The sequence below is a fragment of the Streptomyces sp. NPDC091682 genome, assembly GCF_044756625.1.
GTDB lineage: Bacteria > Actinomycetota > Actinomycetes > Streptomycetales > Streptomycetaceae > Streptomyces.
On the sequence record NZ_JBIVTH010000002.1, the window covers coordinates 425109 to 440035 of the forward strand.

Annotated in this window: 10 protein-coding genes and 1 pseudogene; 8 read left to right on the forward strand and 3 right to left on the reverse strand. The window is 69.6% G+C overall.

Going from position 1 to position 14927, the window contains the following annotated elements:
- Nucleotides 1–144 precede the first annotated feature (144 nt).
- The 3 genes and pseudogenes from ACIQK6_RS06280 to ACIQK6_RS06290 form a co-directional block, all read right to left on the reverse strand.
- Nucleotides 145–570, reverse strand: a pseudogene (locus ACIQK6_RS06280) (SDR family NAD(P)-dependent oxidoreductase); the annotation flags it as partial.
- A gap of 337 nt (nt 571–907) precedes the next feature.
- The gene (kdpB, locus tag ACIQK6_RS06285) at nt 908–3055 is read right to left on the reverse strand and encodes a potassium-transporting ATPase subunit KdpB (RefSeq protein ID WP_329096174.1); all 2148 of its coding nucleotides are present in this window, start codon (nt 3053–3055) and stop codon (nt 908–910) included.
- A 208-nt stretch (nt 3056–3263) separates the two neighbouring features.
- Nucleotides 3264–5234, reverse strand: coding sequence for an APC family permease (locus ACIQK6_RS06290; protein ID WP_402694421.1), 1971 nt, complete (start codon nt 5232–5234; stop codon nt 3264–3266).
- Nucleotides 5235–5473: 239 nt separating this feature from the next.
- On the opposite strand from ACIQK6_RS06290, the gene kdpF (ACIQK6_RS06295) reads away from it, so the two are divergent.
- From kdpF (ACIQK6_RS06295) to ACIQK6_RS06330, 8 genes are all read left to right on the forward strand, one after another.
- Nucleotides 5474–5563: a K(+)-transporting ATPase subunit F gene (gene kdpF / locus ACIQK6_RS06295; protein ID WP_329096178.1), complete on the forward strand. Its 90-nt coding sequence runs from the start codon at nt 5474–5476 to the stop codon at nt 5561–5563.
- Nucleotides 5564–5609: 46 nt separating this feature from the next.
- On the forward strand, nt 5610–6368 hold the full coding sequence (locus ACIQK6_RS06300; RefSeq protein WP_329096180.1) for a DUF4118 domain-containing protein: 759 nt from the start codon (nt 5610–5612) through the stop codon (nt 6366–6368).
- Between the two features lie 239 nt (nt 6369–6607).
- Nucleotides 6608–6697 (forward strand): K(+)-transporting ATPase subunit F, encoded by a 90-nt coding sequence (gene kdpF / locus ACIQK6_RS06305; RefSeq protein ID WP_037860493.1) that lies wholly within the window; start codon nt 6608–6610, stop codon nt 6695–6697.
- 8 nt (nt 6698–6705) lie between these two features.
- Nucleotides 6706–8370 (forward strand): potassium-transporting ATPase subunit KdpA, encoded by a 1665-nt coding sequence (gene kdpA / locus ACIQK6_RS06310; protein WP_402694422.1) that lies wholly within the window; start codon nt 6706–6708, stop codon nt 8368–8370.
- On the forward strand, nt 8367–10472 hold the full coding sequence (kdpB, locus tag ACIQK6_RS06315; protein WP_329096185.1) for a potassium-transporting ATPase subunit KdpB: 2106 nt from the start codon (nt 8367–8369) through the stop codon (nt 10470–10472). The genes kdpA and kdpB (ACIQK6_RS06315) overlap by 4 nt, the downstream gene beginning before the upstream one ends.
- Nucleotides 10473–10480: 8 nt before the next feature.
- A complete protein-coding gene (locus ACIQK6_RS06320; protein WP_329096186.1) occupies nt 10481–11197 on the forward strand; it encodes a potassium-transporting ATPase subunit C in 717 nt (238 codons plus the stop codon).
- Between the two features lie 124 nt (nt 11198–11321).
- Complete coding sequence (locus tag ACIQK6_RS06325) at nt 11322–12011, forward strand: response regulator (protein ID WP_329096188.1); 690 nt, start codon at nt 11322–11324, stop codon at nt 12009–12011.
- A 37-nt stretch (nt 12012–12048) separates the two neighbouring features.
- The gene (locus ACIQK6_RS06330; RefSeq protein ID WP_402694423.1) at nt 12049–14592 is read left to right on the forward strand and encodes an ATP-binding protein; all 2544 of its coding nucleotides are present in this window, start codon (nt 12049–12051) and stop codon (nt 14590–14592) included.
- Nucleotides 14593–14927: the final 335 nt, after the last annotated feature.

Sequence of the window (14927 nt, forward strand, 5' to 3'; positions counted from 1 at the left end):
GGGGCGGGGGCGGCCCGGGGCGGTGGGCCGCCCCCGCGGGGATCCGGCGCCGGTGAGCGTCGGCGCCGGCCGGCCTTGCGGCCGGGGTTGGCTGGTGCGCGGACCCCGTCAGACGGAGTGTCCGACGAGCTGGTCGGCGCGCTTGTTCACGACGCGTCCGCCCGGGGCGGTCGTGAGCGCCGGCTCGAGCAGGTGCGTCAGCAGGTAGTGGGCGAGGAAGTTGACCTGGAACGAGAGCTCGTTGCCGTCGGGGGTGAGCGTGTGCCGCTCCGGGGCGGCGACGGCGTTGTTGACCAGCACGTCGAGGTACGGATGCCCGGTGATGACCCGGCCGGCGAGCCGCTCGACCTCGTCGAGCCGCGAGAAGTCCGCCGCACACGGGCGCAGGAGTTCCGCGTCGACGTCGGCGGTGGCGAGGAGTCGCTTCACGGCGGCCCGGGCCTCCTCCGCGGTGCGGCCGTGGAGGAGCACGGTGGCACCGGACTCCGCGAGCAGGCGGGCGGTTTCGTAGCCGATGCCGGAGGTGGCACCGGTGACCATGATGGTCCGGCCGGACAGGAACGAAGACATGAGGGGTTCCAGTGGACAGGCACGACGGCGGGTCCCCGACGAGGTCGGGGCGCCGCCGTGCGGTGAGGTGTGGTTCCGTATCGAGTACGGGGGTGGGCCGCGCTCGCAGTCGCGCGGTGGGCCGCGGCAGGGCCGGGGCCTCTTGCCGGCAGGTCAGCGTGCGTTGCGCCGACGGCGGCGAACAGGGCGCAGGCCCGGCGGCACCGGATGCGGCGGATGCGGCGGATGCGGCGGCCGGTCGTCATGGAGCTGACCGATGTACACGTCGTCCATCCAACTGGTCCGCGGCGTACGGCTCAAGCTCCCTGACGACCCTCTGATGCGGTCTTGGCGGACTTCAGCCGAGCCCGGGGATCGTGGAGACGACGAGGTCGATGGCCTTGATGCCGATGAACGGCAGGATCAGGCCGCCGAGGCCGTAGACGGCGAGGTTGCGGCGCAGCAGGTCGTGTGCCGAGGCCGGTTTGTAGCGGACGCCGCGCAGGGCGAGCGGGATCAACGCGATGATGATCAGCGCGTTGAAGATGATCGCCGAGGTGATGGCGGACAACGGGCTGTGCAGGCCCATGATGTTGAGCGCTTCCAGTCCCGGGTAGGCCGCGGTGAACATGGCCGGGATGATCGCGAAGTACTTGGCGACGTCGTTCGTGATCGAGAAGGTCGTCAGGGCTCCGCGGGTGATGAGCAGCTGCTTGCCGATCTCCACGATGTCGATGAGCTTGGTGGGGTTGGAGTCCAGGTCCACCATGTTCCCGGCCTCCTTGGCGGCGGAGGTGCCCGTGTTCATGGCCACGCCGACGTCGGCCTGGGCCAGGGCCGGTGCGTCGTTCGTGCCGTCACCGGTCATGGCGACGAGCTTGCCGCCGGCCTGCTCCCGCTTGATGAGGGCCATCTTGTCCTCCGGGGTGGCCTCGGCCAGGTACTCGTCGACGCCGGCCTCCTGCGCGATGGCGCGGGCCGTGCGCTCGTTGTCGCCGGTCACCATGACGGTACGGATCCCCATGCTCCGCAGCTCTTCGAAGCGTTCGCGAATGCCGTCCTTGACGACGTCCTTGAGGTGGATGATGCCGAGGATCCGCAGCCCGTCCCAGTCGTGGACCGCGACGAGCAGCGGGGTACCGCCGGAGTCGGACACGCCGGCCGACCACGCGGCGGCTTCCGGCGGTACGGTCCCGCCGCGGAGCGCCACCCATTCGGACACCTGGGCCACGGCGCCCTTGCGGATGGCGCAGCCGGCCCCGTTCGGCCAGCTGAGGTTGATTCCGCTCATCCTGGTGCGGGCGCTGAACTCGGTGAACCGGGGGTTGCTCAGGTCCTCTTGGGTGACCGGCTGGAGCCCGTACTGCTGGGCCAGGACCGTGACGGACCGGCCTTCGGGGGTCTCGTCGGCCAGCGAGGCCAACTGGGCCGCTTCCGCCAGCTTGATGTGGTCGGTTCCGGGGAGCGGGATGAAGGCGGCCGCCTCCCGGTTCCCGTGCGTGATGGTGCCGGTCTTGTCGAGGAGCAGGGTGTTCACGTCACCGGCGGCCTCGACCGCACGTCCGCTCATCGCGACGACGTTGCGCTGGACGAGGCGGTCCATGCCCGCGATGCCGATCGCGGAGAGCAGCGCACCGATGGTCGTGGGGATGAGCGTGACGAGGAGGGCCACCAGGACGGTGGTGGTCTGGGCGGCGCCCGCGTAGGCGGCCATCGGCTGGAGCGAGACGACGACCAGGACGAAGGTGACGGTGAGCGCGGCCAGCAGGATGTTGAGCGCGATCTCGTTCGGGGTCTTCTGCCGGGACGCGCCTTCGACCAGGGCGATCATGCGGTCCATGAAGCTGTGCCCCGGGCGGGAGCTGACGCGTACGACGATCGAGTCCGACAGCACCGTCGTACCGCCCGTGACCCCGCTGCGATCGCCGCCGGCTTCTCGAATCACCGGCGCGGATTCGCCGGTGACGGCGGATTCGTCGACGGCCGCGGCGCCGTCGATGACGTCACCGTCGGCCGGGATCAGCTCCCCCGCCTCCACCAGCACGACGTCCAGGGGCTGCAGCTCGCTCGGAGCGACGGCCTCCGTCTCGGCGTGCCGCAGGTTCGTGCCGTACGTCCAGTGCCGCAGCCGCAGCGCGACGGTGTCCGTACGCGCCTTGCGCAGCGAGTCGGCCTGGGCCCGGCCGCGCCCCTCGGCGACGGCCTCGGCGAAGTTGGCGAAGATCACCGTCAGCCAGAGCCAGCCGCTGATCACCCAGGTGAAGACGGACGGGTGGATGAGCGCCGACAGCGTGGTGAGCACGGAGCCGACCGCGACCACGAACAGCACGGGCTTTCGGATCAGCTCGCGGGGTTCGAGTTTGAGTAAGGCCTCGCGGAAGGAGGCCGCCGGCCGGATCGACTCCAGTAGGGGCCCTCGGCCCGGACGCCGTCTGGGCGGCCGGTTGACCGGAGCCTGCGACGGGGACGGAACGGCAGGTGTCTGCCGGGTGGCAGCGGGAGGCATGGCGAGACCTTCGGGTCGAATCGGCACGGCCGGAAGAACGATGGATGCACCGCCGGGGATCCGTCCCTTGTGGGACCCCCTCCGGCTCGTCGTGCGACGTTGGGATCCCCGGCGGTGGAACGGGCAGGAACTTACCGGGCCCGCGGCCTTCAACAGTCTTCCTGCACAGGTAATTTGTGCCCCCTTAACGGCGGGCGGATCGAGGGCGTCAGGACCCCGTGAAGGGGGCGTCAAGCACCGTCGTCCCGGCTTGCGCCGCGATGCGGAAGCGCAGGCGGCAGATGACGGCGTCGGTGTCGCGGCGGACGGCGTGGGCGACGACGGAGCCGCGCTGGTTCTGGAGCAGCCGCTGCCACAGGTGCGCGGGTTCGGTCTCCGGGATGAGGACGGTGACCTGAGCGTCCGGGTGGGTCTGGGCGAGCTTGCGCACGTACGCCGAGACCGGGCGGCCCAGCGAGCGGGTTTCCGAGGAGAGTTCGATCAGTTCGACGCCGGGCTTCCACAACTCCCAGTCGCGGCGCAGGGCTTCGGTGGTCCGCCGGTCCTCGGCCGTGGGGTGGGTGACGGTGACGGCGAGGACCTCGTCGCCGAGGGAGCGGGCGGCGGTGAGGGCCTGGCAGGTCAGGCGGGACAGACCGGAGACGGGTACGACGACGAGCGAGCGTGACCGGTGCGGCGGCTGCGGGACGCGGCCCAGTTCGAGTCGTTCGCCGATCTCGGCGTAGGCCCGGTGGATCTTCTCGAAGACCAGGACGATCAGCGGCAGGGCGAGGACGATCAGCCAGGCGCCTTCGGTGAACTTGGTCGCGGTGACCACCACCGCGGAAACCCCGGTCAGGAGCGCGCCGAAGCCGTTGAGGGCGGCCTTGGTCCGCCAGCCCTTGGGGCGCTCGCCGTACCAGTGCCGGACCATGCCGACCTGGCAGATGGTGAAGCCGACGAAGACGCCGATCGCGAAGAGCGGGACGAGGGTGTTGGTGTCGCCGCCGGAGAACACGAGCAGGGCGGCGGATACGAGGGCCAGCCAGACCACGCCGTGCCGGTGGACCTGGCGGTCGGCCTTGAGGGCGAAGACGTGCGGCAGGTGGTTGTGCCGGGCCAGCAGGCTCATCAGCACCGGGAGTCCGCCGAAGGAGGTGTTCGCGGCGAGCGCGAGCAGCACCATGGTGGCGAACTGGACGACGTAGAAGGCGGCGTTGTGGCCGAAGGAGGCGTCGGCGAGCTGGGCGAGGACGGTCACGCCCTCGACGGGCTGGAGGTGGAAGCGGCCGATGAGGATCGACAGGCCGATCAGCATCACGCCCAGGAGCGCGCCGAGGGCGACCTCGGTGCGCTGGGCGCGGCGGGCGGCCGGGGCGCGGAAGGACGGTACGGCGTTGGCGACGGCCTCGACGCCCGTCAGCGCCGAACAGCCGGCGGCGAAGGCCTTCAGCAGCAGGAGGGCACCGACCGCGGTGGCTCCTTCCCCGAGCGCGGAGGCGTGCCCGGCCGCGGAGGCGGTACTGACGGGGCCGTCGCGGAAGAGACCGACGGTGATCATCGCGAGGATCGACCCGACGAAGAGCGCGGTCGGGATGAGGAAGGCCTTGGCGGAATCGACGACCCCCCGGAGGTTCACGGCGGTGACCAGGACCAGGACGGCGAGGCAGATCCAGACGCGCTCGCCGTGCAGCGACGGGAAGGCCGAGGTCAGGGCGGCGACACCGGCGGTGACCGACACCGCCACGTTCAGCACGTAGTCCAGGATCAGCGAGGCCGCGGCGACCAGGCTCGTACGCCGGCCCAGGTGCCGCCTGGCCACGGCGTAGGAGCCGCCGCCGTCCGGGAACGCGGCGATCACCTGCCGGTACGAGGCCACCAGGACCGCCAGGAGCGCCGCGATGGCGAGCGTGACGGGAAGGGTGAACCCCAACCCGTACGCGCCGGCCGCCGCCAGCACCAGCACGATCGATTCGGGGCCGTACGCGACGGACGCCATCGCGTCGAGCGACAGGGCGGCGAGCCCCTGGAGAGCCGTCAACTTGTGGCGGTCTCCGGCCCCGGCCCCGGATCCGGATCCGGATCCGGATCCGGATCCGGATCCGGATCCGGATCCGGATCCGGTGGCGCTGGTGTCGGGCGGCTCCTCCGGGCCCGGCTCCTGAGCGACCGTGGTCGGTTTTCCTACGTGCATGGCCATGTCGCCGGTCCCTCCGAATGAGCAAAGTGAGGACAGCGTCGAAGCCGCACGGGTGGGCGACCACCCCTCTTGGCGTATTTCATACGTCCGTCCCGCCACTCTTCACGCGTTTCATACGCGCAGGTGAGAGCGGCGTATGAGGTACGTCAAGAGGCGGTGCCACGCGTTGCGCCGGCGCTACGGAGGGGCAGGCTTGATCTGGGCGAGAGCGCCCGACTGCGACGACAGGAGAAAGTTCCATGGACGCGGAGAACGTGGTCGGCCTGCTCATCGCCCTCGCGCTGCTGGGCCATCTCGTGGTCGCACTGATCAAGCCCGAGAAGTTCTGAGGCGCGCCCTTCATCACGATCGGCTCGTCCGGACGGGAGGCTTCACATGTCCGGCTACCTCCACCGGCTCCACGACCCCCTCGCGCTGGTCGCGGCCCTCGTGGCCCCCTTCCTCGTCGCGCTCGCGCTCGTGCCCTTCCGCAGCGATCTTTCGGCGACGAACGAGGCCCTGATCATGGTCGTCGTGGTGGTCGCGGTCGCCGCCCTGGGCACGCGGGCGGCCGGCGCGCTGGCCGCTCTTTCGGCGGCGGCCTGGTTCGATTTCTTCCTCACCAGGCCCTACCAGCGGTTCGCCATCGCAGACGGCGACGAGATCCAGACGGCTGTCCTCCTGCTCGTCGTGGGACTGATCGTCTCCCAGCTGGCGGTCCGTACCCGCCGGCTCCAGGCGGTCGTGGTCGCGGACACGGCGCACCTGTCGAGCCTCCAGGGCACCGCTCGCCTCGCCGAGGACGGCGGCTCGCCGGAGGCGGTGGTCGAGTACGTGCGCAGGGAACTGGTGGGTCTGCTGGGGCTGCGCGGCTGCCGCTTCGAGTACGGAACCCTGATGGGGCACCTGCCTCGGCTTGAGCACGACGGCAGCGTCTGGCTGCGCCGCGGCATGCGGATCACCGAGTACGCAGTGTGGCCGGAGGGCGACACCGAACTGCGGGCCATCGGCGGCGGCCACTACTACGGCCGCTTCCTCCTCGACGCGCACCCCGGCTGGCCCCTGCCGCCCGAAGAGGCCCGTCTGGTGGCCGTCGCGCTGGCCGCGCAAGCCGGCACCGCCCTGGACACGACGGGCCTGCCCCACCAGGCCTGATGCCCTGCGGGCAGCATGCACCGTCAGGGCGGCGTTAAGGGTTCCCGTGTCCTCGTATGGACCGCGTCAAAGCGTCTTAACACCCGGGTGAAGACACGGTTGTCTCGTCATCAGCCAACTGGCTGATTCATTTCTTCCCTCTTCACTCAGGAGCTCACGATGGCCGATCTGGCCTTCGTCGTCACCATGGTCGCGGTGTTCGCGCTAGTGGCTCTCATCGCCCGGGGGGTGACCAAGCTGTGACTGTCGAAAACGTCGTCGGCCTCGTCGTGGCCGTCTCTCTGCTCGGTTACCTCGTCCTCGCCCTCGTGTACCCGGAGAGGTTCTGAGCACTGTGATGAGCCCCGTAACCGCTGGTGTGCTCCAGCTGCTCGCCCTGATCGCCGCGCTGGCCCTGGCGTACCGTCCCCTGGGCGACTACATGGCCCGCGTCTACTCCTCCGAGAAGCACTACAAGCCGGAGAAGTGGATCTACAAGGCCATCGGCGCCAACCCGTCGGCCGAGATGCGCTGGCCCGCCTACCTGCGCGCCGTCCTCGCCTTCTCGGCCGTGAGCGTCCTCTTCCTCTACCTGCTGCAGCGCCTGCAGGGCATCCTGCCGGGCTCGCTCGGCTTCGTGTCGATCGACCCGGACCAGGCCTTCAACACCGCCGCGTCCTTCGTGGCCAACACGAACTGGCAGTCGTACTACGGCGAGCAGGCCATGGGCCACGTCGTGCAGACCGGCGGCCTCGCGGTCCAGAACTTCGTCTCCGCCGCCGTGGGCATGGCCGTCGCGGTGGCCCTCGTACGCGGCTTCGCCCGCTCCCGCACCGGTGAACTCGGCAACTTCTGGTCCGACCTGGTCCGCGGCACCGTCCGCATCCTGCTGCCGATCTCGGTGATCGGCGCGATCGTCCTGGTCGCCTGTGGCGCCATCCAGAACTTCGCCGGGATCCACGAGGTCGGCCAGTTCATGGGCGGCACGCAGCAGTGGAACGGCGGCGCGGTCGCCTCGCAGGAGGTCATCAAGGAGCTGGGCACGAACGGCGGCGGCTACTTCAACGCCAACTCGGCCCACCCCTTCGAGAACCCGACCCCCTTCTCGAACCTGTTCGAGGTCTTCCTGATCCTGCTCATCCCGTTCGCGATGACCCGCACCTTCGGCCGCATGGTCGGCAACCTGCGCCAGGGCTACGCGATCCTCGCCACCATGGGCGTCATCTGGGTCGGCTTCACCGCTCTGATGATGTGGACCGAGTTCGCCCACCACGGCCCGGCCTTCGAGGTCACGGGCGGCGCCATGGAGGGCAAGGAGACCCGCTTCGGCATCGCCGCCTCCTCGATCTTCTCGGTTGCCACCACGCTCACCTCGACCGGTGCGGTCAACTCCTTCCACTCCTCCTACACCGGCCTGGGCGGTGGCATCCAGCTGCTGGGCATGCAGCTCGGCGAGATCGCGCCCGGCGGTGTCGGTTCCGGTCTCTACGGCATGCTGATCATGGCGATCATCGCGGTGTTCATCGCCGGCCTGATGGTCGGCCGGACCCCCGAGTACCTGGGCAAGAAGATCAGCACCCGCGAGATCAAGATCGCCGCCTGCTACATCCTGATCACGCCCGCTCTGGTGCTCTGCTTCACCGCAGCGGCCATGGCCCTGCCCACCCCGGGCAACTCCATGACGAACACCGGCGCGCACGGCTTCTCCGAGATCCTCTACGCCTACACCTCGGGCGCCAACAACAACGGCTCGGCCTTCGCCGGTCTGAACGCCGACACCCAGTGGTTCAACAGCACCATCGGCATCGCCATGCTGCTGGGCCGCTTCCTGCCCATGGTCTTCGTCCTGGCCCTCGCCGGCTCGCTCGCCGAGCAGAAGCCCGTTCCCGAGACCGCGGGCACCCTGCGCACCGACAAGCCGCTCTACGCGGGCCTGCTCGTCGGCACCATCCTCATCATCACCGGTCTGACCTACTTCCCGGCCCTGGCGCTGGGTCCGCTCGCCGAAGGGCTCGCATCATGAGCACCGCCACACCCACCCGTGCTCCGCACGACGACCTGCCCACCGGCCACCAGCCGCCCGCCGGCCGCGTCGGTGGGGGGCTGTTCGACCCCAAGGCACTGCTGAAGTCCTTCCCGGACGCGGTCCGCAAGCTCGACCCCCGCATCATGATCAAGTCCCCGGTCATGTTCGTCGTCCTGGTCGGGTCGGTCGTCACTACCGCCCTGGCGATCGCGGACCCCACGAACTGGTTCGGCTGGGCGATCACCGTCTGGCTGTGGCTGACCACGATCTTCGCCAACCTCGCCGAGGCCGTGGCCGAGGGCCGCGGCAAGGCCCAGGCCGACACCCTGCGCAGGGCCAAGACCGACTCCGTCGCCCGCCGCCTGACCAAGGACGGCAAGGGCGAGGAGCAGGTCCCCGGTACCGACCTCAAGATCGGCGACCTGGTCGTCTGCGAGGCGGGGGACGTGATCCCCGGCGACGGTGACGTCGTCGAAGGCGTCGCGTCCGTCGACGAGTCGGCCATCACCGGCGAGTCCGCCCCCGTCATCCGCGAATCCGGCGGCGACCGCTCGGCCGTCACCGGTGGCACCAAGGTGCTGTCGGACCGGATCGTCATCAAGATCACGACGAAGCCGGGCGAGACCTTCATCGACCGCATGATCGCCCTCGTGGAGGGTGCGGCCCGGCAGAAGACGCCCAACGAGATCGCGCTGAACATCCTGCTCGCCTCGTTGACCATCGTCTTCCTGCTGGCCGTCGTCACGCTGCAGCCGTTCGCGATCTACGCGGAGGCCAAGCAGTCGATGATCGTCCTCACCGCGCTGCTGGTCTGCCTGATCCCCACCACCATCGGCGCCCTGCTGTCGGCGATCGGTATCGCGGGTATGGACCGCCTGGTCCAGCGCAACGTCCTCGCCATGAGCGGGCGTGCGGTGGAAGCCGCCGGCGACGTGTCGACCCTGCTGCTTGACAAGACCGGAACCATCACCCTCGGCAACCGTCAGGCATCCGAGTTCGTACCCGTCAAGGGCACGACGGAAGCCGAACTCGCCGACGCCGCACAGCTGTCCTCGCTCGCGGACGAGACGCCCGAGGGACGCTCGATCGTGGTCCTCGCGAAGGAGAAGTACGGGCTGCGCGAACGCCACCAGGGCGAACTGACCCAGGCCGAGTGGATCGCCTTCACCGCGCAGACCCGCATGTCCGGTGTCGACGTCGACGGGAAGAAGACCCGCAAGGGCGCGGCCGGCTCGGTCATCACCTGGGTCCGCGAGCAGGGCGGTCGGGTCTCCGACGACGCCGACCTCCTCGCCAACCGCATCTCCGAGGCCGGCGGTACGCCGCTCCTGGTCGCCGTGGAGGACGAGAAGGGCGCCCGCGTCCTCGGTGTCATCCACCTCAAGGACGTGGTCAAGGAGGGCATGCGCGAGCGGTTCGACGAGCTGCGCCGCATGGGCATCAAGACCGTCATGATCACGGGCGACAACCCGCTGACCGCGAAGGCCATCGCCGAGGAGGCGGGTGTCGACGACTTCCTCGCGGAGGCGACGCCCGAGGACAAGATGGCCCTCATCAAGCGGGAGCAGGCCGGCGGCAAGCTCGTCGCCATGACCGGTGACGGCACGAACGACGCACCGGCCCTGGCCCAGGCCGACGTCGGCGTGGCGATGAACACGGGCACCTCGGCCGCCAAGGAGGCCGGGAACATGGTGGACCTGGACTCCAACCCCACCAAGCTCATCGAAATCGTCGAGATCGGCAAGCAGCTCCTCATCACCCGCGGAGCCCTGACGACCTTCTCGATCGCCAACGACGTGGCGAAGTACTTCGCGATCATCCCCGCGATGTTCGCCGTGGTCTACCCGGGCCTGGACAAGCTCAACATCATGGGCCTTTCCTCGCCGAACTCCGCGATCCTCTCGGCCGTCATCTTCAACGCGCTGATCATCATCGCGCTCGTGCCGCTCGCCCTGAAGGGCGTGCAGTACCGGCCGACCAGCGCCGACAAGATGCTCCGCCGCAACCTGGGCATCTACGGACTCGGCGGCCTGGTTGCCCCGTTCATCGGCATCAAGCTCATCGACATGCTCATCTCCCTCATCCCCGGAATCGGCTGATACCCGCCATGAACAACTCTGTACGCAACACAGCGCGCCTGCTCGGCGCGGGCCTGCGGGCCCTGCTGGTTCTGACGGTGATCTGCGGGGTCATCTACCCCCTCGCCGTCACCGGCATCGCCCAGGCCCTGTTCAACGACAAAGCCAACGGCTCCGAGATCAAGGACGGGAGCGGCACCGTCGTCGGCTCCTCCCTCATCGGGCAGACCTACAACCTCCCGAAGCAGAACCCCGACGACGCCGAAGAGGCGGCGAAGCCGGACCTGAAGTGGTTCCAGCCGCGCCCCTCCAACGGACTGGGCAGCAACAGCGTCAACACCCAGTACTCGCTGATCCTCTCCGGTGCCACCAACCGCTCCGCCGACAACGGCGCCGTGAACGGCAAGTGCACCAAGGACGCCGAGGAAGGCACCCTCTGCGCCCAGGTCGTCGCCGCCAAGGAAGCGGTCATCGCCGACAACTCCACGGCCGGATACACGGTCAGGCCCGAGGAGGTTCCGGCCGACGCCGTCACCTCCTCCGGCTCGGGCCTGGACCCGAACATCTCCCCGGAGTACGCCAAGCTCCAGGTCCACCGGGTCGCCGAGCAGAACAAGCTCGACGTCAAGCAGGTCGAGAAGCTCGTCGCCGACCACACCGCCGGCCGGACCCTCGGCTTCATGGGCGAACCCCGCGTCAACGTCCTCGAGCTCAACACCGCCCTCAAGGCGCTAACCAAGAGCTGATGCTCCACATCGCACGGACCGGGAGCCGGTGGGGCGCGGGACTCCCCCAGCCAACGCTGGGAGGGTGCCCGAGCGCCCCGCCGGCTCCTCCCCGTGCCCGTAGCGAAGGAAAGGCTGCACACCGATGACCCGGGTGCTGGTGGTGGAGGACGATCCCCAGCTCGTCCGCGCACTGAAGATCAACCTCCAGGCGCGCAAGTTCGAGGTCGACGAGGCCTCCGACGGCGGCTCGGCCCTGCGGCTCGCAGCCGCGCGCAAGCCGGACGTCATAGTGCTGGACCTTGGACTACCCGACATGGACGGCGTCGACGTGATCAAGAACGTCCGCGCTTGGAGCCGCGTGCCCATCCTGGTCCTCTCCGCCCGCCACACCTCGGAAGAGAAGATCCGGGCCCTGGACGCCGGCGCCGACGACTACGTGACGAAACCGTTCAGCATGGACGAGCTCCTGGCCCGCCTGCGCGCAGCCGCCCGGAGGCAGGACGTCCCGGCGGTGTCCCAGGCCGACGAGGTAGCCGTCGTCACGACGGATGAGTTCACCGTCGACCTCGTCGCACGGAAGGTACGACGGGGAGACCGCACCGTACGCCTGACGCCGACGGAGTGGCACCTGCTGGAAATCCTCATCACCCACCCGGGCCGGCTGATCACCCAGGCCCGGCTGCTGCTGGAGGTCTGGGGGCCGACGTACGGGGAGAACACCAACTACCTGCGCGTATACATGGCCCAGCTCCGGCGCAAACTGGAAGCCGATCCCTCTCACCCCCGGTACCTGATCACCGAACCCGGCATGGGATACCGGTTCGAACCCTGATCACCGCCTGATCGTCGACAGAGAAAAAGAGTCTGAAATGGGACGCGGCAAGCTCCGCATCTACCTCGGTGCGGCACCCGGCGTCGGCAAGACGTACGCGATGCTCTCCGAGGCACACCGCCGCGTCGAGCGGGGCACCGACTGCGTCGTGGGCTTCGTCGAGCACCACAGCCGCACGCGGACCGAGGTCATGCTGCACGGCCTCGAACTGATCGAGCGGTGCGAGATCGAGTACCGCGGCTCCACCTTCACCGAGATGGACGTCGACGCCATCCTCGCCCGCCGCCCCGCCGTGGCTCTCGTGGACGAGCTCGCGCACACGAACGTGCCGGGCTCGCGCAACGCCAAGCGCTGGCAGGACGTGGAAGAGCTGCTCCAGGCCGGCATCGACGTCGTCTCGACCGTCAACATCCAGCATCTCGAATCACTGGGTGACGTGGTCGAGACGATCACCGGCGTCCGCCAGCGGGAGACGGTCCCGGACGAGGTCGCACGCCGCGCCGACCAGATCGAGCTCGTCGACATGTCACCGCAGGCGCTGCGCCGCCGCATGGCCCACGGCAACGTCTACAAGCCCGACAAGGTCGACGCGGCCCTATCGAACTACTTCCGGCCCGGAAACCTGACCGCGCTGCGCGAGCTGGCGCTGCTGTGGGTCGCAGACCGGGTCGACGAGTACCTCCAGGAGTACCGGGGCGAGCACAACATCCGCTCCACCTGGCAGGCCCGCGAGCGCATCGTCGTCGGCCTCACCGGTGGCCCCGAGGGACGTACGCTCATCCGCCGCGCCGCCCGCCTCGCCGAGAAGGGCGCGGGCGGCGAGGTACTCGCCGTCTACATCGCCGCGAGCGACGGCCTCACGTCCGCCTCCCCCAAGGAACTGGCCGTCCAGCGCACCCTGGTCGAGGACCTCGGCGGCACCTTCCACCACGTCATAGGCGACAGCATCCCCGACGCGCTGCTGGAGTTCGCCCGGGGCTGCAACGCCACCCAGATCGTACTCGGCGTCAGCCGACGGCGCTCCTGGCAGTCCGTGTTCCGCCCCGGTGTCAGCGCCACCGTCGCCCGCGAATCGGGCCCGGACCTCGACGTCCACATCGTCACCCACGACGAAGCCGCCAAGGGCCGCGGGCTGCCCGTCGCCCGCGGCGCGCGGCTCGGCCGCTCCCGCATCATCTGGGGCTGGCTCACCGGCATCGCCGGCCCCGCCCTCCTCGCCGTCCTGCTGAACCAGTTCGTCCCCGACCTCGGCCTCGCCAACGACATGCTGCTCTTCCTCACCTGCACGGTGGCGGCAGCACTCCTCGGCGGACTCCTCCCCGCGCTCGCCTCGGCGGCCTTCGGCTCCCTCCTGCTCAACTACTACTTCACACCGCCGCTGCACGAGTTCACGATCTCCGACCCGAAGAACATCGTCGCCATCGCGATCTTCGTCGGTGTGGCGGTGTCGGTGGCCTCGGTGGTGGACCTGGCCGCCCGACGTACGCACCAGGCCGCGCGGCTGCGCGCCGAATCAGAGATCCTCTCCTTCCTCGCCGGCAGCGTCCTGCGCGGTGAGAACTCCCTCGACGCGCTCCTCGAGCGGCTTCGCGAGACCTTCGCCATGCAGTCGGTCGTGCTCCTGGAGCGCAGCAGTGAGGTGGATCCCTGGACGACGGCGGCGTCCGTCGGCACCAGTCCCGTCAGCCGACCCGAGGACGCGGATGTCGACCTCCCCATAGGCGACGACATGGCCCTCGCCCTCACGGGCCGGGTCCTGCCGGCCGAGGACCGCCGCGTCCTGGGCGCCTTCGCCGCCCAGGCAGCCGTCGTACTCGACCGCCAGCGCCTCGTCGACGAGGCCGAGAAGTCCCGCGAACTCGCCGAGGCCAACCGCATCCGCACCGCGCTCCTCGCCGCCGTCAGCCACGATCTGCGCACCCCGCTCGCCGGGATCAAGGCGTCCGTCACTTCCCTGCGCTCCGACGACGTCGAATGGTCCGAGGACGACAAGGCCGAACTCCTCGAAGGCATCGAGGACGGAGCCGACCGCCTCGCAGCCCTCATCGGCAACCTCCTCGACATGTCCCGCCTCAACACCGGCACCGTCGTCCCACTGATCCGGGAAACGGATCTCGACGAGGTCGTCCCTATGGCCCTGGGCGGCGTGCCCGAGGACAGCGTCGCGCTCGACATCCCCGAGACCCTGCCGATGGTCGCCGTCGACCGCGGCCTGCTGGAGCGGGCCGTGGCCAACATCGTCGAGAACGCCGTCAAGTACAGCCCCGCCGGCCAGCCCGTCAACGTCACTGCCAGCGCCCTGGCCCACCGCGTCGAGCTACGCGTCGTCGACCGCGGACCCGGCGTCCCGGACGAAGCCAAGGACCGCATCTTCGAACCCTTCCAGCGCCACGGCGACGCCCCACGAGGCGCCGGAGTCGGCCTCGGCCTCGCCGTCGCCCGCGGCTTCACCGAAGCCATCGGCGGCACCCTCGCAGCCGAGGACACGCCCGGTGGCGGCCTCACCATGGTCCTCACCCTCCCCATAGCGGGGGACGGCCCTCCAGTAGCGCCGGAGCTCCCGACGTCCGCGGTGACCTGACGCCAAGGCGACCGACCGAAACACGCGAGCCGTCCGGCCCCGGTATCCCCACACCGAAGAGCCGGACGGCTCATGTGTTGTGCGACGGGTGACCCGGCACGCGGTCGCTTCGGTCCGTACCCCCACGGTGGAACCCTGCGCTGCTTCGGGCGGTGTTCAGGTCACCGCCACCAGCCGCGTGCCGCCGGACCGTCTTCCGGCTCCGTCGCCACACCAGTCTGCAGCTGGCCGACGGCCCTGGCAGTACGCCTTGACGGGTTCCTTCCGCGCGGAAGTCGATCTTTGATGCGGCCCTGACGATGGGGCATCAGAAGGCCGTCAAGAAGGCCTCGAGC